We start from the raw sequence: 18,431 nt of genomic DNA on the forward strand, positions 1-18,431 counted from the left end.
CCTGGGGCAGCCTTAAGAACACAAAAGGCTTCATCTCTATTGATAAAATAGAGATGAAGCCCATCCTGCGCGCGAAATATCGCGCTGCTACTTCGCGGGTATGATTAAGAACGCGCGTGTTAACCGGCCTGGCGAATAATCAGCTGTGACAGACGAGTCTTAATACGGAAACACAACTCACGAATCTGGAACTGATAACGTGGCATCACTAAATCGTTAATATCCGCGCCAATTGAATCTTTAATTTGCAGATATTTATTGGTCTGGGCGCCGATTTTCTGGAATTCGGCTTGATAGCTGTCATACGAGGCCTGGCTATAAAGGCGCATCGCGTCGAGCTCTTTGCGGCACTGCTGAATGTTGCTGGCACGGTCATCACTAAATGAGGCGCTTGCTGGCTGAGCCGGTGCGGAAGCCACAAAAGGAGTACCTTGCTGCTCTGGCGCATTTTGCGCAGCAGGCTGCTCGTCCGCAGTTGGCGGTGTGACCAAACTATGAACGGGTTGTTGTTTCGCGCAGCCCGTCAGTACCAACAGGCTTGCCACCGCGATACCAGTCATTTTTTTCATTATTTTCACCAGGAGTTGTTAGAGATGCTTGAAGCAAAAAATTATACGGCCTTAACCGGAAAGTTTCCTGCCAGACTCTCTGGCATTTGGCTTATGACCGCTTGGTTTAGCGCAAACTAACTTACTTAATCTATGGATGAAATTCGAGTAAGGAATTTTCCTTAGGAATATTCGCTGATAACCAGGCAAGTCGCAACCCGCTATAGCGACGCTTTGTCGCAAAACTTAAGCGTCTCGCAAAACGTCAGCAATTTTTACCCAGCACGGCTATAATCGCGCCACACACGATGTATTGACTCCCTTTGATCCAACCGCGGACCCCTCTCTTTTATGCTGAGTTATCGCCACAGTTTTCATGCCGGCAACCATGCCGACGTGCTGAAACACACCGTTGAAAGCCTGATCCTCACCGCCCTGATGGAGAAGGAGAAACCTTTCCTCTATCTGGATACCCATGCCGGTGCCGGACGTTACCTGCTGAGCGGTGAGCACGCCGAGCGTACCGGTGAATATCTGGAAGGCATCGGCCGTATCTGGCAGCAGCCGGATGTGCCTGAGCTGCTGAAGCCGTATCTTTCGGCGGTGCGTAATCTCAACCCACACGGCACCTTAAAGTATTATCCCGGTTCACCGTTGATTGCCCGCTTCCTGCTGCGTGAAGAGGACAAGATGGAGCTGACCGAGCTGCACTCCAGCGATTATCCGTTGCTGCGCACCGAGTTCAGCAAAGATTCGCGCGCGCGCGTGGCGCGTGGCGATGGCTACCAGCAGCTGAAAGCCAAGCTGCCGCCGCTGAGCCGTCGCGGTCTGATTCTGATCGATCCGCCATATGAGATGAAAAGCGATTATCAGGATGTGGTGAAAGGCATTCAGGAAGGCCACAAGCGCTTCGCCACCGGCGTGTTCGCGCTGTGGTATCCGGTGGTAATGCGTCAGCAGATCAAGCACATGGTTAAAGATCTGCAGGCCACTAATATCCGCAACATTCTGCAGATTGAGCTGGCGGTACGTCCGGACAGCGATCAGCGCGGCATGACCGCCTCCGGCATGATCGTCATTAATCCGCCGTGGAAGCTCAAAGCGCAGATGGAAGAGCTGCTGCCGTGGCTACATCAGAAGCTGGTGCCAGCCGGCACCGGTCACTTCAGCGTCACGCAGATCGTGCCAGAGTAAGTTCGCTCACGGCGCTGCCAGCCAAATAGGATAATTATCATGTGGATCATTCTGGCTGGCGCGCTCGCTGTGCTGTCGCCCGCCAAACGTTTTTCGGTACTGCTGCTCACGCTGGCCACGATTCTCGGCCTGTTTCAGGATGTGCTGGATTGGCCGGCGATGCTGCTGCTCGGTGCAATAGCCATTATCGCGTGGGTTCGCGTCGAAAACAGCGCGCGCTGGATTCAGCTGGTCAGTGAAGCCGCGCTGGTCGCTATCGCCATTGGCCTGTTTATGCATTTCTTCCCAGGCTTCAAAAATCCGCGCCAGGTTGAAGATGTGCAGGCCGGGCCGCTCAGCCTGCCGTTCAGCTTCTCCTACAACTTCGATAAAGCGCTGATTCCGTTTGTGTTGCTCATCTGCTTGCCGCAGCTGTTTCGCACCAAGGCCGCTCCGCCGCGTTACAAAATTTTGTGGCTGGCGCTGCTGGCTGCGATTCCGCTGCTGCTCTACGTGGCGGTGCAGTTAGGTGGTTTGGCCGTTGAGCCGCACTGGCCGGAGTGGCTGGGCAGTTTTATGCTGGCGAACCTGTTCTTCGTTTCACTGGCGGAAGAAGCGTTCTTTCGCGGCTATCTGCAGCAGCGCCTGCGCCAGCACATCGGCGCCGGGGCGGCACTGCTGCTGACGTCGCTGCTGTTTGGTTTAGCGCATTTTCCCGGCGGGCCGCTGCTGATGATCTTCGCCACGCTGGCCGGGCTGATTTACGGTCTGGCGTGGCACTGGAGTGGACGCCTGTGGGTTGCCACCGGCATGCATTTCATTTTCAACATGACGCACCTGCTGTTCTTCACCTATCCGGCGCTACAGCACTAAACCTCGAACACCGCGAAATCATGTGCCAGCTCGGTCGCAGCAAACACCGACTGGCACTCCGCCAGCAGTTTTTCCCGATCCTTCGATAAATAGCGCGAGCTGAAATGCGTGGCGATCAAGCGCTTAGCGCCTGATTGTTTGGCCACTTCGGCTGCCTGAATCGTGGTTGAGTGACCGCGCCCGTTGGCTTTCTCCTGCAGCGCCGCTTCCAGCGTGGTTTCGTGCACCATCACATCGGCATTGGCGGCCAGCTGCAGCGCAACATCGGTGGGCGCGGTGTCGCCAAATATCGCCAGCACTTTGCCTTTGGTGGCAGGCCCAAGATACTCCGCGCCGTTGATCTCCCGACCATCCTCCAGCTGGATGCGCTTGCCTGCTTTTAAATCCTGATACCACGGACCGCGCGGTACGCCTTCTGCTTTCAAACGCGGCGCATCAAGGAAGCCCGGCTTGTCGTGCTGCTCAATGCGATAGCCAAAGCACTCAATCACATGATTCATCGGCCAGGCGGTAACACGAAACTCGCCATCATCCAGCACCAAACCGGCTTCGATTTCGACAATTTCCAGCGGATAGGAGGTGTAAGAGCCGCTTAAACTGAGCGCCGTCTCGATAAACTGGCGAATACCTGCTGGACCGTAAATGGTCATCGGTTCGGGGATGCCCGCCATCGAACGGCTGGTGAGCAATCCTGGCAGCCCGAAGATGTGGTCGCCATGCAGATGGGTGATGAAGATTTTTTCCAGCTTGCCCGGCTTGAGCGCCGAGCGCATGTATTGATGCTGCGTCGCTTCGCCGCAGTCGAACAGCCAGGTTTCACCGCGTTTCGACAGCGTCAGCGCAATCGCGGTGACATTACGTTGCAGGCTGGGCGCACCGCCGCCGGTGCCGAGAAAAGTCAGTTGCATATTCATTTCCTTTTGACGAGTAGCACCCGTCATAATTCATGTTGCAGGAAGGCGGCAAATTCTTTAGACCCAGGAGCATAGTTCACTATGTGACTGGGGTTAAAGGATGCAGCCAACGCGCCTGCGGCTTGAAGTATGGCGGGTTTCGGGATTCAACCCTATTACATTTATAGGTGCAATCTTTGCGCGCCTCACGCCTCAAGCGTTAAACTCTATGCCAATTTTCTTCCAACAGATGGACATAACGGATGACCAGACATTTTGACTACCTCGCCATCGGCGGCGGCAGCGGCGGTATCGCCTCGATTAACCGCGCTGCGATGCACGGCCAGAAATGCGCGCTGATTGAAGCCAAAGAGCTGGGCGGCACCTGCGTCAACGTCGGCTGCGTACCGAAAAAGGTGATGTGGCACGCGGCGCAAATCGCTGAAGCGATTCATCTTTATGGACCGGATTATGGCTTCGATACCACGGTAAACCGCTTTGACTGGTCAATTCTGGTGAAAAATCGTAGCGCCTACATCGATCGCATTCACAGCTCGTATGACAACGTGCTGGGCAAAAATAAGGTGGAAGTGATCAAAGGCTTCGCGCGCTTTATCGATGCCAATACCGTGGAAGTCAACGGTAAAACACTCACCGCCGACCACATCCTGATCGCCACCGGCGGTCGTCCAAGCCACCCAGACGTACCGGGCGCGGAGTACGGTATCGACTCAGACGGCTTCTTCGAGCTGGATGCGTTGCCAAAGCGCGTGGCGGTGGTGGGTGCAGGTTACATCGCGGTAGAACTGGCCGGCGTGGTTAATGCGCTGGGCGCAGAAACGCACCTGTTCGTGCGTAAGCATGCGCCGCTGCGCAGCTTCGATCCGCTGATCGTCGATACGCTGGTAGAAGTGATGCAGGCGGAAGGGCCAACGCTGCACACCGAATCGATTCCGAAAGCCGTGATTAAAAACGCTGACGGCAGCCTGACGCTGCAGCTGGAGAGCGGCCACGAGCAAACCGTGGATTGCCTGGTGTGGGCGATTGGCCGTGAACCGGCGACCGATAACCTCAATCTGGCGGCAACCGGCGTTAAGCTGAATGAAAAAGGCTATATCAGCGTCGATAAATTCCAGAACACCAATGTGCAAGGCATTTATGCGGTAGGTGATAACACCGGCGCGGTTGAGCTCACGCCAGTCGCGGTAGCGGCCGGTCGTCGTCTCTCCGAGCGTCTGTTTAACAACAAGCCGGACGAGCATCTGGATTTCAGCAACGTGCCCACCGTGGTGTTCAGCCATCCGCCGATTGGCACCGTTGGCCTGAGCGAACCGCAGGCGCGCGAGCAGTACGGCGACGATCAGGTGAAAGTGTACACCTCCTCCTTCACCGCGATGTACACCGCGGTAACGCAACATCGCCAGCCGTGTCGCATGAAGCTGGTGTGCGTCGGTCCGGAAGAGAAGATTGTCGGCATCCACGGTATCGGCAACGGTATGGATGAAATGCTGCAAGGCTTCGCGGTGGCGCTAAAAATGGGCGCAACCAAAAAAGACTTCGATAACACCGTGGCGATCCACCCCACCGCGGCCGAAGAATTTGTGACGATGCGTTAATATCGGTTTGATTAATAAACCGCTAATCTCGTAAATAACATCAGGATGCTTATGCATCCTGATGTTGATTTATTAAAGTTCATCGCTATCTTTTTCCAGTTTCGCTGGTTTAACAAGTGACTTCTTTTCTGCTGAAGCCAATCTCCGCTCAACTTTTTTTACATCTTCAGCAGCCGATAAACTTTCAGGTCTAATTCCTCGACTGAGTAATGTTTCTCTTACCGCCTGGTTATTATTAACGTGCTCGCCGGATATCTGCAGCTCACTTTGCATTTGTAGCGTACGAGCATTATGAATAGTAATTTCTGTGGCGAAATCTTTGGCTTTTAGAATTATGGTTGGCGCGAAATCAGCTAATGGGCGACTTTCTGGCACAGCCCACTGTGCTTTCATAACCTGAGTAGTACGATTAAACAGGGCAAAATCACCTTTACTGCGAATAAGTGCGAAGTTCTGGCTTCCACCCGTTTGTTCGTAGATTACGTTTGAAAGCTCTTTTTCGGTTCCGCTCAGTTTTTTCCTTGCCTGCACCCGCTCAGTTTCTAGCAGCCTTAATTCGATAAGCTCCGCTTTACGCGTCTGCATGGCAAAGTAAGTCTGCGCAAAGGCAATCTCCTGCTTTCTGGGATCGCCGTTTTGAGCAATCAGATAACATGCATACCGCGTAAGCATGACATCATCAATTTTGCGCTGCCCACCTTTGCCAAGTTCGATCATTTTCCCGACGTCGGCAAAATGATCCAACACCTCATGCCCTGAAATCTCGCAAGCCGTTTTGGCTTTCAAAACCACACTTTGAAAGTTGTCCCATTTGCCATATCCCAGCAGAAGTTGCACATCTCGCGCTAACCAGAACTCCACACCACTATCAGTTTGTTGAGAACAGCGTTGAAAAGCATCGGTCAGCATCTGAATATGTTTGTTTTCCATCATTCCCCCTAAAATGCGTGTCCACACATCACTCGGGGATCAAACTGCCCAGCCTTCCTCTACATCGATAGCAGGTCCGTCTTATTTTTCGTTATCGCTTATTGGAACTTAACCGCAATCAGTCATGGAAAATAGTTCGGTATACTTCATTTCCTGAAATACAAAACCCATTTTCTTCACTACTCAACAGTCCACGTAACGGATAAGATTTATTTCTTTGCGGATGCTGAGTTATTCGGCCGCCATTAATGACAAAACAACAACGCGTTACCGCGATGTTGTAGGGTGCGCATTAATGCGCACCGCAAACTTAATGGCATTGCCGGTTTATATTTTTTTCGGGGAGAACGGTGTGAAAACAGGTCGTAATCGGGCATGAATATTATCGATATCATCATGTCCGCAGGCAAAGCCTCGGTGGACGTGGCGCTTTACACCTTAATTCCAATTATGGTGGTGATGTTATTCATCATGAAATATCTGGAAGTCAAAGGTCTGTTGGACTTCGTCGTCCGTCATGCCACGCCGTTATTAAAACCCTTCGGTATTACCGGGCTGGCTTTTTTTGCCATGATTCAGCTTAATTTCGTCAGCTTTGCGGCACCGCTGGCGGCGCTAGCGATTATGGAAAAGCGCGGTACCTCCGATCGTCATATGGCGGCCACCCTGGCGATGCTGTTTGCCATGGGGCAGGCCAGCACCTTTTATCCGCTGATTCCGGCGGGATTACACTGGAGCAGCGCGCTATTTATCTCGGTCTGCGGCGGAGTCGTAGCGGCGGCGACCACCTATCACTTCTTTGGTCGCAAACTTTCGGACGCAGCCCTGCTGAACGAAGATGACGCCGTGACCAGCAACGAAAGCAAAATGGGGCTGATTGGCATTATTAACAGCGCCGGTTCCGATGCGATTCGTCTGGCGCTCGGGTCGCTGCCGATGCTGATAATTTCGTTATCGGTGGTTGGCGTTTTAAAAGAAGCTGGCGGCATAGATATGCTGACGCGCCTGATATCGCCGCTGCTCGACAAGCTGCACATTTCCGAGGTCTACATTCTTCCGGCGCTAACCAAATGTCTGGCGGGCGGCACCGCTTATTACGGCGTGGTGGCAGGATTGGTGGAGAAAGGCTTGTACAGCGCGCACAACATCAACGCCTCGGCGGGATTACTGATTCAAACCTTCGATCTGCCCGGCATCGGTATTTATCTTGGCCTGTCGAGCCGCTTTCCGCGCCTGTTCCGCTTCGCCGTGCCCGGCATTCTGCTCGGCATCGCGCTGCGTGCAGTGGCGCACGCCATCCTATTCTGATTATTTCTGGCGCTGAATAATATTTTCAGCGCCCTTTTATCAATAACACTACAATTCACAGGCGTTATTTATTATTACCCCTATTTAATTCATCGTTATTTTCAGCAGTTGCACCGCCATTAATTTTAGTACTATTATCGCAAGAGATACTTCGATACTGTAATTAACCCTGATTAAATAACGGGTTAATTAATAAAGCCCTTGTTTTCATCGCAGGTAATATTCCTGCTCACTCTCTTTTACATCGATAGGGTAACTCCATGAGCGGTAAGCAGATAAGCTGGAACGGCGGTTTACAACCTGAGGCCATTGATATTCTCGCCAAAGATGGCGGCATGATTGTGAGTCCCACCAAAGTGGGTTACATCATCATGACATCCGACAAAGCCGGGCTGGAACGTAAGTTCGAAGCTAAACAGCGCAAGCGCAACAAACCGGGCGTAGTGCTGTGTGGCTCGCTGGAACAGCTGCGTTCGCTGGCGCAACTGACGCCAGAAATCGACCAGCTTTATCAGCGCCATTGGGATGAAGATATTCTGCTGGGCTGTATTTTGCCGTGGCGCGACGATGCGCTGGCGCGTATTCCCGCTGATGGCTCAAAAGAGTTGATGATGGATGGCCGTCAAACCAGCTGCTTCGTGATTAAATTTGGCAAGCCAGGCGAAAATATTGCAAAAGCATTGTGGGAGCAGCACGGTAAATTCTCCTTTGCCAGTTCGGCAAATCCGTCCGGCCAGGGTAATCGCGGTTTGGTCGAGGGTATTGGCGAGCGCATTGAAGCCCGCGCCGATTTAATTATCGAAGCCAATGCTTACGTGAAGTCCATCCAGCCTAACGACACCAATAAAGTGCGCTATGAACAGGGTGTGATGGTGTCGATGGTAGATAGCGAAGGTCGTCTGATTCCACAGCAAAACGGCGAACGTAAAATCACGCCGTGCCCGGTGCTGATCCGTAAAGGGTTAGATGTGGATAAAATTATGGCGCTGCTATCTGACATCTTCCCTTCATGGGATTATCGCCACGGCGACTACTACTGACTTTTATAGGTCTGTTTCCGCTATGGAAACAGACTCTGCGTTTTACCACTCCACCGTAATCTTGCCAAAATGCCCCGCGCTCTGCTGATGCTTAAACGCCGCTGGCAGATCGCTCAGTGCACCATAGCTATCGCTAATCACTGGCCGAGCATCGGTTTGCTCCAGCGCGCGCACGAACTCCTGTTGTTGACGACGATGGCCGACAATCAGCCCCTGAATTCGCGCCTGTTTCGCCATCAATAATGATGTGGGGATCACGCCTTCGCGACCGGTGAGCACGCCGATTAACGCAATATGTCCGCCAACGCGCACCGCCTCAATCGACTGCGCCATGGTGCCGGGACCGCCGAGCTCAATCACCACATCTGCGCCTTGCCCATCGGTCAGTTGCTGTACCGCTTTGCCCCACTCCGGTGTGGTGCGATAGTTGATGCCGGCATCGGCACCCAGCTCACGCGCGCGCGCCAGTTTTTCGTCAGAAGACGAGGTTACAATCACGCGTGCGCCCATTGATTTGGCGATCTGCAACGCCGTGATCGACACACCCCCGGTACCCAGCGTAACGATGGTGTCACCCGCTTTAATCTGTGCATCACCCACCAGCGCACGCCAGGCGGTGAGGCCTGATGTAGTAATGGTCGCCGCCTCCGCATGGCGCCAGCCGCGCGGTGCCAGCGTAAAATGTTGCGCCGGACGCACCACCACGTCGGCAGCAAAGCCGTGCGCACCATCGCCCGGTGTTTGTGCGAAATTACCCACCTGGCTAAACGGCAAGCCGTCCTGCCACTGCGGGAAGAAGCACGACACCACATGGTCGCCCGGCTTAAATTCGCTGACGCCTGCCCCCACTTCCTCCACCACGCCCGCGCCGTCCGCCATCATAATGCGGCCATCGGCGGTGGGGATCGATCCATCCGCCACCAGCAGATCGTGGAAATTGAGTGACGTCGCGTGGATCGCCACACGGATCTCACCTGCGCCAGGTTTACCGGGATCGGGGAGATCCGCCAGTTGCAGATTCTCTAATCCACCGGGATTCTTCAGGATCATCGCTTGCATGTTGGAACGTCTCCTTGGCTCATAAGCTTGCTTGCGGATGGGTCGCCATCAATGGCGCCCCTACTCTGACCGTTGTAGGGTGCGCATTCATGCGCACCAGGCAAAATGCACAATGGCTGAGTTTGGCAGCTATCTGCGGATTGCGCCTAACATCCTATGCGGTTACCCATCCGCGCCAAAGGCCACATCACGCTGCGCACGCAGTTCCGCCAGCCGGCTCTCCAGCGCCGCTTCGATATGCTGATACGCGGTGCTACCGAGCGCCAGGCGCAGCGGCATGCTGGCCTGATCGAGCGTGGCGATCATCGCCACCACACATTTCCCGGCATCGCCCGCGATAGTGAAATCACCCGAGAGAATCGCCTGGCGCAGCTGGCCTGAAGCGTTATCGCGATAAACATCCAGCGCCGTTGCCACATCCAGGCCGGCAGCGAAATGCGTTGCGGTTGGGCCGGGTTCGACCAGTAAGAAGTCGATGCCGAAGCTGGCAACTTCCTGACGCACCGCCTCGACAAATCCTTCAATGCCCCATTTGCTGGCGTGATACAGACTGAAGTTGGGATATGCCACCTGCCCGCCTTCTGAAGAGATCTGCGCAATACGCCCACCGCCCTGCTGGCGCAGAAAAGGAATCACCGCGCGAATCAGCTGGATGGAGCCGGTAAGATTGGTGGCGATCTGGCGATCGATCTGCGCATCGCTCAACTCTTCGGCCGCACCAAACAGGCCGTAAGCGGCATTGCTTACTACGACATCAATGCGATCGACGGCGGCAAAAGCGCGGGCTATGATCGGCGCGATGCTGGCGGTTTGTGCCAGATCCAGCGCCATCACCTGCAGCCGTTCGCCGTAGCTTTGCTGCAGATCGACCATTGCCTGCTCACGGCGTACACATGCCAGCACGCGATCGCCGCGCGCCAGTAAACGTTCACTCATCAAACGCCCCAGCCCGCTGCTGGCGCCGGTAATTAACCAGGTTTTCATCTTGTGCTCCTCTTCTTGAAAACCTGATGGTAGAACGCTTTACTGGTGGTGATAATCCACCTAATTACGCATGACCCGGTGAGGAAAAACCACCAATGAGACGTCCTTCATGGCACGAGTTGCAGGCCATTAAAACGCTCGGTGAAGCGCGCAGCTTTCGCCGCGCCGCCGAACTGCTCGGCTTGAAGCGCTCCTCGCTCAGCCATCTGGTGAAAACGCTGGAGCACAATCTTGGCGTGCAGCTGTTTCAGCGCACCACGCGCAGCGTATCGCTCACCGATGCCGGGCAACAGCTGCTGGATCGGCTCTCGCCGCTGCTGAATCAGATGGATGATGTGCTGCACGACATCTCCGCTAGCCGCCATCAGCATTACGGCACCTTGCGCATCAGCGCTAGCGATGCCTCGATTGGTTTGCTGTTGCAGCACGTAGTGGCGGACTTTAGCGCGCGCTATCCCGATATCCAGCTCGATTTCGCTGCGCAAGGCGCGTTGGTGGATATCACTGCCGCGGGTTTTGATGCCGGCATTCGGCTGATTGAGGATGTGCCGCAGGATATGGTGGCGGTGCCGATCGGCGGTGCGCTGACCTTTGTCACCGTGGCAGCGCCGGCATATCTGGCGCGACGTGCTGCGATTGTTCATCCGCGCGATCTGCTGCAACAGCAGTGTATTCGCCAGCGCTTGCCGAGTGGTAAACGTTATCAATGGGAATATGCACAGGCCGCTGAAACGCACCAGATTGATGTTCCCGGCACCCTTACGCTGGACAGCAACGCGCTGATGGCCCAGGCGGCGCTCGCCGGTTTAGGCATTGCTTATGTGCCGTCGCTGTATGTGGAGCAGGAATTGCGCAGCGGCCAGCTGGTGGAGTTGCTGGCCGATTGGCGGGTGCAATCGGCGGGGATTGCGCTGTGGTTCCCGCCCAACCGACATCAGTCGATGGCGCTGCGGCTGTTTATTGATGCGCTGAAAGTCAGCCTGCCGCGCCCATCGTGATTCAGGCGGTGCGCTGCGGGGCTTTGTGCACCATGGTGTAGGCGTAATCGACGCCCATGCCGTAAGCACCGCTGTGTTCACGCACCAGATCCATCACCGCATCATAGGTCTCTTTGCGTGACCAGTCGCGCTGGTACTCGAGCAGCACTTGCTGCCAGGTGACCGGCACCGCGCCTGCCTGCACCATACGCTGAATCGAGCGTTCATGCGCATCAACGCTGGTACCGCCCGAGGTATCGGTCACCACATACACTTCATAACCCTCTTTCAATGCCATCAAGGCAGGGAACGTTAGGCACACTTCAGTCCACAGCGCGGAGATAATCAACTTCTTACGGCCCGTTTTCTCCACCGCTTCAACGAATTTCGCGTCTTCCCATGAGTTCATCGAGGTACGTTCGATCGGCTTCGCTTCCGGGTGTACCGCCAGCAGTTCAGGCCAGATGTAGCCGCTGAAGCTTTCGGTTTCTACCGAGGTGTAAATCACCGGCACATCGAAAATTTTGCCGGTTTTCGCCAGGGCGACGGTGTTATTTTTGAGCTGCTGGCGATCGATGTTCGCCACACCAAAAGACATCTGCGGCTGGTGGTCGATGAAAATCAGCGTGGAGTTCTGTGGGTCGAGCAGATCGAATTTAGACATGATGTGTTCCTCTAAAGTGGTTTTAAATTTGTGTGTTGTGCTGCTGGAATGAACTTTAGAGAAGGTGAACAGGAAGAGATAACGCAAAGAATTTTACAACTTGTTCAAAGCGTTTATAGAAGATTGATTTACCAATAAAAAAACAGCTAATCGCTATGCCATTGGCCTTAAAAATGCTGAGAATGGGCGTTGTTCAAGCGCACTGAGCGGCGTAACCTGTTGCCACAAAATCAAAAAAATACACCATCGCAAAATGATCGTACGTCCTCATCAACACTGGTTTATGCGCTTGTTTGACTGGCACGGCTCGGTGCTCAGCAACATCGTGTTCCGCCTGTCGCTCAACCTGTTAATGTCGCTGATCGCCATCTTTGGCTATCCGTGGTACTCCACCTTCGGCATTCACCTCACCACCGCACCCTTTAGCCTGGTAGGCGTGTCGATCGCTATCTTCCTCGGCTTTCGCAACAACGCCAGCTATGCGCGTTTTCTCGAAGCGCGTAATTTGTGGGGCAGCCTGCACATCACCCAGCGATCGCTGCTGCGGCAAATCAAAAGCATTCGCGGCATCAGCGAAGAGCAGATACGGGAATTTACCGGCTTGCAGCTGGCGTTTTGCTGGTGTCTGAAGCACCGGCTGCGTAAAACGGAGGTGCAGACGGATTTGCAGCGCTTGCTGCCCGCCCGCTGGCACAGCGCGGTGCTCCATCATCCGCTGCCGACCTCACAGATTTTATTGTGCCTCAGCGAATGGCTGGCGCAGCGCCGTGATGAAGGGTTGGTGTCGGATATCGTCTGGCAGAGCATTGATGAGAATCTTAATCAGCTGTCGACCATTCTGGGCGGTTGCGATCGCATCGCCAGCACGCCCATTCCGTTTGCCTACAGCCTGATTCTGCATCGCACCGTTTATCTATTCTGTACGCTGCTGCCGTTCGCGCTAGTGGCGGATTTACATCTGATGACGCCGCTGGTGTCGATGTTTATCTCCTACACCTTTTTGTCGCTCGAGGCGCTAGCGGAAGAGCTGGAACATCCGTTTGGCACCGCGCCGAACCATCTGCCGCTGGATGCGCTGTGCGTCAACATCGAACGCAATTTGAAAGCGATGAATGGCGACATGCCGCTGCCCGAACCGTTACGGCCGGATGCGCATTTTAATCTGACGTGATTAACCCAGATTATCCAGCCAGCGCACATAAGCCTGATCCCACAGCGCGGCAGGCGTGCCCGCTTTGCCGAGACCAAAACCGTGGCCGCCGCTGCTAAGCTCAATCAACTCAACCGGCACGCGCATGCGGCGACAGGTATCGCGCATGATTTCGGTATTGTGGGGATTTGAGGTGCGATCGTCTTCGGCCTGCGCGAGGAAGGTGGGCGGATATTGCCGCGTGACGTAGTTTTGCACCGACCAGTTGGCTTCCTGGGTTGGCGTGGCGTTATGGCCCACCAGCATCAGGTGCGTGTTGGTGTGCTGATACGGCGCTTCGAGGGTGATCACCGGATAGATCAGGCCAACGCTATCCACATTCGGTCTAACCTGATCCAGCGGGTCCTGCGCCGGATAAGATGCGAAATCCGGTCGCGCGGCAGCCATGCCGAGCAGATGTCCACCAGCCGAAAATCCCAGCACATGCACCTTGCGCTCCATGGAGCGCACCAGACGAATCGCCCGTTGCGCATCCTGCAGCGGCGCCAGATTGCCCGCCTGCCACTTCTCACCCGGCAAACGGTAACTGAGCACATAAACGGTGTAGCCGTTTGCATTGAGCCAGCGCGCGACCGGCCAGGCTTCGCGCCCCATACCGATAAAACGATAGCCGCCGCCCGCAGCGACAATCACCGCTTCGCCGTTGGGATTTTCCGGGCGAAAACGCTGAATGGCGGGAGAAACGATGTTGGTCCAGGAGCCGTATTTGTTAACTTTAAGCAAACCCGAAGGGCCGCCGCCGCCAGGCGGATCGTCGGGCCACAGCGGAATGACGTCGTCGCGAGCAAATAACTTGCCCGTGGTCATCGAGAGAGCGGTTGCTCCGGTTGCCAACAAAAAGTGACGACGTGTAATCATCTTGCCCAGTGCCAGTATGCAAAAAATGCCAGCTTTAACAGCTGAATCTCATTATGTGACGCATGTCTGATTTCGACGTTGGCGATTATGTACGTAAATCGTACAAAAAAGCCATAAAAAAACGCGCCTAAAAAGGCGCGAGTTCTTTCAAATACCCTAAATAATTCGAGCGGCAGAAAGTATGACGGGTATTAGTCTTGTTGCTGGAACTGGGTCATCACCGTTTGTTCACATTGCTGCTGATCTTTACGCAGTTTGCCGCGCTCATCTTCGCCCAGCTCCAGCCACGCGCTAATCACTTCCTGCGCGATCTCTTCATTGAATTCTGGCTGCTGCATCGCCGATGAAGACTGGCTAGCCGCCAGTTGGGACTTCAGCTTCTCGGTGTAGCCATCCAAATCGCTGGTGCTCTTTTCACTGCTCACCAGGTGGCACAGCTGGCTGGCATAGACATTCTCTTCCTGATTATTGTCACCCTCGGCAGCAAACACACCGGCCGAAAGAGACAGCCCAACGAGGGCGAGTAATAACGCTTTCATAACAGGCTCCAATAATTTCCAATAAATCAGTTTTCGTTGCGCTCTGCGCGTGCGGCCTGACGGGCGGCACGCCAGTTTAACAACGGCGTTACCGTGATGCCGTGCAGCACAATACTGCACACCACTAACGTCAACGCCATATCCACCATCTGCTCCGCCTCGGGTCCACGCATGCCGTGCACCCATGCATAGGCAATATAATTGATACTGCCGATGCCGCGAATACCCAACCAGCCAATCAGCAGCCGTCGCATTAACGGAATATCGCAACGCCACGTAGTGATCCACACCGCCAACGGACGCACCACCACAAACAGCAATAGCGCCAGGCCGATGCCGGTAAGATTCCAGTGCTGCGCCAGCGTAATGCCGAGCACCACCATCATGCCTGCGGCGAGCAAGCGCTCGATAGTATCACCAAAGGAGAGCGCATCGCCGATCACCAAACCGACCGATTTCACCATGCCGCTACTGCCTTGCGCCATACGTTGACCGGTATTCACCCGCGCTTCTGCCGGTAAGAAACGCTCCTCTTCTGACATCTCATCCTGCGGATAGTGCTTCACTACGCGTAATTCCGCACGACGCAAACCGACGCCGGCGGCGAAAGTCGCGAGGAAGCCGGAAGCATCAACCGACTGCGCAGCGGCGTAGCTGAGCGCAATCAGCGCAAGAGCAAACAGATCGTTCGGCGCCACATCCTGATTAGCGGTGCGTAGATGCGTCGCCAGTTGGCCAATCAGCCAGCCCAGCGCAAAACCTATCCCCAACCCGCCGCCGATCGCCCACAGCGCGTCTTTGGCGAACCATTCGCCGAATGAAGCCATGTTCAGCGCGCCCGGCTGCAGCATCAACATGGCCAGCATCAGCAGCGGCAGCGCCGAGCCGTCGTTCATGCCGGCTTCGCTGGAGAGCGCCACGCGCAGCGCATCGTCATCGCGCGCATCATTGACGGAAATCAGGCTGGCGAGCACCGGATCGGTCGGCGCCACAATGGCACCAAATGCCAGCGACAGCGCCCAGTCAAAGCCGGTAATCCAGTGCACCAGCACCGTCATACTGCCTACCGTCAGCAGCATCGCCGGAAACGCCAGCCGCACGCCGATGCGCCACGCATGCGCATTGAGCGGCAAACGCAGCTTGAGCCCGGTGATAAACAGCGAGGCGGCCATGGTAATTTCAGTGATGTGCGCAGCGAGATTGGCGTGACCGATAATATCGACTTGCAGCAGATTGAGCATCCACGGGCCACAGAGGATACCCGCGAACAGATAGAGACCAAATGAGGTCACTGGCCCGCGGTGAATCCAGCCGGAAGCCAGTGACATAAGAAGTAGCAGACCGCCGGTGGCGGCGGTCCAGGCCAGGAAATTCATAACGCTCCGTTTTTAAATAATATTCTTCCTTTAAGCCTGGCACATGTTACGCGGTTAGTTTTTCAGATGACGGCTTGCCAGGCGAATCATCAAGGCAAGCGCAGCGGCTAGCATCGAGAGCGCGACCACACCGGTCCAGCCCCAATGCGCCAGCGCCAGGCTACCCAGCGCCGCACCGGTTGCCATGCCGATAAAGACCACGGTAAACATCAAGGCGTTAAGACGACTGCGCGCTTCCGGTGCCAGGCTGTAAACCAGCGTCTGATGCGCTACCAGCGTGGCCTGCACACCCAAATCAAAACCGATGGTGCTGAGGATAATCAGACCAAGCTGCGCCGGCATCGGCAACAGCGGCAGCAGGAACATCAATGCGAACGACACCATCACCAATGTGGCACCGTACTGCGTGACACGTGCGGGACCGATACGATCCGCCACGCTACCGGCTAACGGTGCCGCTAACGCCCCTGCCGCACCGGCCAGGCCGAACGCACCGGCAACGGCGCTATCCAGATGGAATTTGTCGCTTAGCATTAACGCCAGCGTTGACCAGAAGGCGCTAAAGCCAACCGATAACAGGCCCTGCGCCAACGCCGCGCGCCGCAAAGTTTGATGGTGCTGCCACAGATGAGCCAGCGACAGCAGCAGACGCGGATAGCTCACCGAAGTGCCTGGCGTAAACCGCGGCAACACGCGCCACAGCGCACCGCTAATCAGCAACACCGCTACCGCCGCTATCAGGTACATGGTGCGCCAGCCGAAATACTCCGCCACCACGCCGCTCACCACGCGAGACAGCAAAATCCCCACCAGCAAGCCCGTCATCACCGTGCCGACGATTTTGCCGCGACTGCGCTCCGGCGCTAACGCCGCCGAAGCCGGTACGATGTCCTGCGCCACGGTGGCGGTTAAGCCGGTAACAAAACTGGCGATCAGCAACGCGTTCAACCCACCCGAAAAGCCACACAGCAGCAGCGCGGCAACCAGCAGCAAGCCTTTGATCAGGATGATGGTGCGTCGATCGTGGCGGTCGCCGAGCGGAGCCAGCAGCAGAATGCCAAGCGCGTAGCCGGCTTGCGTCAGCATCGGCACCATGCCCACGCTACCAATCCCGACGTTGAACTGTTTGCTGATGATATCCAGCATCGGCTGGCTGTAGTAAATCGATGCAACGCTGAGTCCAGCACCGGCGGCGAGCGTAAACACCAGCGGCGCGGGCAGTTTCTCAGCGGGCATGGCTGAAGATGAGATGGCTGACATAATGGATTCCCCCGTGAAAGTGCGCTTATTAAAGCGCGTTGCCGCCATACGCGGTAGACTGCTCAAACACAGAACTGTTATGCGTGGTACGTATGAACACGGTTTCCAGCGTTGATCGCATCGAACTGATGCAGACCTTTATCCGCATCGTCGAGAGTGGATCGCTTTCGGCAGCAGCAAGCCAGCTCGGCACCACGCAGCCCACTATCAGCCGTCGGCTGCAGGCACTTGAGCAGCGGCTCGGTCTCAAACTGATTATGCGCACCACGCATGCGCTGAAGCTCACCGATGATGGCGAGCGCTGCTATGCGCAGGCGCGTCAGCTGGTGGCGACCTGGCATGCGCTGGAAGATGATCTGACCGGAGCCAGCGACGATCCGATTGGCACCCTGCGCGTGCGCGCACCGCACGCCTTTGGTCAGGATCAGCTGATTGAGCCGCTGATTGATTATCTGCACCGCTACCCGCGCTTAACGGTAGAGTGGATGCTGAATGACCGCACGCCGGACTTTATCAGCGAAAACATCGATTGCGCGATCCAGGTCGGTGCGCCGAGCGACTCATCCATCGTGGCGATATTGCTGGCTGAAGTGCCGCGCTTTGTGGTGGCCGCGCCATCGCTGCTGGCGGCCTATCCGCCGGTGACCGAAGTAACGCAGCTCAACAACCTGCCGTGGCTGGCGTTGACCAGTTTTTATCGTAACGAAATCGCCTTACAGCGTATCAGCGACGGCCAGCCGGTGAATCTGGCGATTGCGCCACGTCTCGCCAGCGACAGTTTGTACGCGGTGCGCAAAGCCGCCGTGGCGGGGATGGGCGCAGCAGTGGTGTCATCCTGGGTGGTGCAGGAAGATTTGGCTAAAGGGGATCTGATTCAGTTAATGCCGGAGTGGCAAGCGCCGCCGCTGCCGGTGTGGCTGACTTATCCGTGGGCCAGCTATTATCCGGCACGACTACGGCAGTTTTTCGAAATGATTCGTGAAGTAATGCCTAAGCTGGCGGGCGCGCAGCCAGCGACGCGGTAGCGGTTTTTCCCTTACCCCAGCCCTCTCCCGCAAGCGGGCGAGGGGGCGGACCGTGCATCAATCGGTTCCCTCTCCCACCTGTGGGAGAGGGTTAGGGA

General features: G+C 55.7%; 18 protein-coding genes. 8 read left to right on the forward strand and 10 right to left on the reverse strand.

Annotated elements, in window-relative coordinates; genetic code table 11:
• Window positions 1-119 precede the first annotated feature (119 nt).
• Window positions 120-569, reverse strand: a complete 450-nt coding sequence (locus WH298_RS08425; protein ID WP_007889901.1) for a hypothetical protein — start codon at window positions 567-569, stop codon at window positions 120-122.
• A gap of 330 nt (window positions 570-899) precedes the next feature.
• On the opposite strand from WH298_RS08425, the gene WH298_RS08430 reads away from it, so the two are divergent.
• Window positions 900-1,742, forward strand: coding sequence for a 23S rRNA (adenine(2030)-N(6))-methyltransferase RlmJ (locus WH298_RS08430; RefSeq protein WP_007889903.1), 843 nt, complete (start codon window positions 900-902; stop codon window positions 1,740-1,742).
• A gap of 39 nt (window positions 1,743-1,781) precedes the next feature.
• Window positions 1,782-2,594 (forward strand): CPBP family intramembrane glutamic endopeptidase, encoded by an 813-nt coding sequence (locus tag WH298_RS08435; protein WP_180822645.1) that lies wholly within the window; start codon window positions 1,782-1,784, stop codon window positions 2,592-2,594.
• Here WH298_RS08435 and rnz read toward each other — a convergent pair.
• Window positions 2,591-3,502 carry a ribonuclease Z gene (rnz, locus tag WH298_RS08440; protein ID WP_049851896.1) on the reverse strand — a complete coding sequence of 304 codons (912 nt, stop codon included), beginning with the start codon at window positions 3,500-3,502 and terminating at the stop codon, window positions 2,591-2,593. The two genes, WH298_RS08435 and rnz, sit on opposite strands and share 4 nt — an antisense overlap.
• Before the next feature lie 248 nt (window positions 3,503-3,750).
• On the opposite strand from rnz, the gene gorA reads away from it, so the two are divergent.
• Window positions 3,751-5,103, forward strand: a complete 1,353-nt coding sequence (gene gorA, locus WH298_RS08445; protein ID WP_180822646.1) for a glutathione-disulfide reductase — start codon at window positions 3,751-3,753, stop codon at window positions 5,101-5,103.
• Between the two features lie 72 nt (window positions 5,104-5,175).
• Here gorA and dinD read toward each other — a convergent pair whose 3' ends face one another.
• On the reverse strand, window positions 5,176-6,033 hold the full coding sequence (gene dinD, locus WH298_RS08450) for a DNA damage-inducible protein D (RefSeq protein ID WP_180822647.1): 858 nt from the start codon (window positions 6,031-6,033) through the stop codon (window positions 5,176-5,178).
• A 375-nt stretch (window positions 6,034-6,408) separates the two neighbouring features.
• Between dinD and WH298_RS08455 the strand changes: the two genes are divergently transcribed.
• On the forward strand, window positions 6,409-7,341 hold the full coding sequence (locus tag WH298_RS08455; RefSeq protein ID WP_007889919.1) for a nucleoside recognition domain-containing protein: 933 nt from the start codon (window positions 6,409-6,411) through the stop codon (window positions 7,339-7,341).
• 260 nt (window positions 7,342-7,601) lie between these two features.
• Window positions 7,602-8,381 carry an L-threonylcarbamoyladenylate synthase gene (locus WH298_RS08460; RefSeq protein WP_007889920.1) on the forward strand — a complete coding sequence of 260 codons (780 nt, stop codon included), beginning with the start codon at window positions 7,602-7,604 and terminating at the stop codon, window positions 8,379-8,381.
• A gap of 42 nt (window positions 8,382-8,423) precedes the next feature.
• On the opposite strand, the gene WH298_RS08465 is transcribed toward WH298_RS08460, so the two are convergent.
• Window positions 8,424-9,440, reverse strand: coding sequence for a zinc-dependent alcohol dehydrogenase family protein (locus tag WH298_RS08465; protein ID WP_007889921.1), 1,017 nt, complete (start codon window positions 9,438-9,440; stop codon window positions 8,424-8,426).
• Window positions 9,441-9,602: 162 nt separating this feature from the next.
• Window positions 9,603-10,424 carry an SDR family oxidoreductase gene (locus WH298_RS08470; RefSeq protein WP_180822648.1) on the reverse strand — a complete coding sequence of 274 codons (822 nt, stop codon included), beginning with the start codon at window positions 10,422-10,424 and terminating at the stop codon, window positions 9,603-9,605.
• A gap of 95 nt (window positions 10,425-10,519) precedes the next feature.
• Between WH298_RS08470 and WH298_RS08475 the strand changes: the two genes are divergently transcribed.
• Window positions 10,520-11,422, forward strand: coding sequence for a LysR family transcriptional regulator (locus WH298_RS08475; protein ID WP_049851891.1), 903 nt, complete (start codon window positions 10,520-10,522; stop codon window positions 11,420-11,422).
• Window position 11,423: 1 nt separating this feature from the next.
• On the opposite strand, the gene WH298_RS08480 is transcribed toward WH298_RS08475, so the two are convergent.
• Entirely contained in the window at window positions 11,424-12,065 is a 642-nt protein-coding gene (locus WH298_RS08480; RefSeq protein WP_007889925.1) for a hydrolase, read from the reverse strand.
• Window positions 12,066-12,318: 253 nt separating this feature from the next.
• Between WH298_RS08480 and WH298_RS08485 the strand changes: the two genes are divergently transcribed.
• Window positions 12,319-13,236: a bestrophin family protein gene (locus WH298_RS08485; protein ID WP_180822649.1), complete on the forward strand. Its 918-nt coding sequence runs from the start codon at window positions 12,319-12,321 to the stop codon at window positions 13,234-13,236.
• Here WH298_RS08485 and WH298_RS08490 read toward each other — a convergent pair whose 3' ends face one another.
• The 4 genes from WH298_RS08490 to WH298_RS08505 form a co-directional block, all read right to left on the reverse strand.
• A complete protein-coding gene (locus WH298_RS08490; protein ID WP_180822650.1) occupies window positions 13,237-14,133 on the reverse strand; it encodes an alpha/beta hydrolase in 897 nt (298 codons plus the stop codon). It abuts the gene before it with no gap.
• A gap of 191 nt (window positions 14,134-14,324) precedes the next feature.
• Window positions 14,325-14,672, reverse strand: a complete 348-nt coding sequence (locus WH298_RS08495; protein ID WP_049851888.1) for a hypothetical protein — start codon at window positions 14,670-14,672, stop codon at window positions 14,325-14,327.
• Window positions 14,673-14,698: 26 nt separating this feature from the next.
• Complete coding sequence (locus tag WH298_RS08500) at window positions 14,699-16,048, reverse strand: cation:proton antiporter (RefSeq protein WP_007889933.1); 1,350 nt, start codon at window positions 16,046-16,048, stop codon at window positions 14,699-14,701.
• Between the two features lie 54 nt (window positions 16,049-16,102).
• Window positions 16,103-17,308 carry an MFS transporter gene (locus WH298_RS08505; RefSeq protein ID WP_180822651.1) on the reverse strand — a complete coding sequence of 402 codons (1,206 nt, stop codon included), beginning with the start codon at window positions 17,306-17,308 and terminating at the stop codon, window positions 16,103-16,105.
• 92 nt (window positions 17,309-17,400) lie between these two features.
• Here WH298_RS08505 and WH298_RS08510 point away from each other — a divergent pair, with 92 nt between their 5' ends.
• On the forward strand, window positions 17,401-18,333 hold the full coding sequence (locus tag WH298_RS08510; protein WP_007889936.1) for a LysR family transcriptional regulator: 933 nt from the start codon (window positions 17,401-17,403) through the stop codon (window positions 18,331-18,333).
• The last annotated feature ends 98 nt before the right edge of the window (window positions 18,334-18,431 follow it).

The sequence above is a fragment of the Pantoea nemavictus genome (genome assembly GCF_037479095.1).
Lineage (GTDB): Bacteria > Pseudomonadota > Gammaproteobacteria > Enterobacterales > Enterobacteriaceae > Pantoea > Pantoea nemavictus.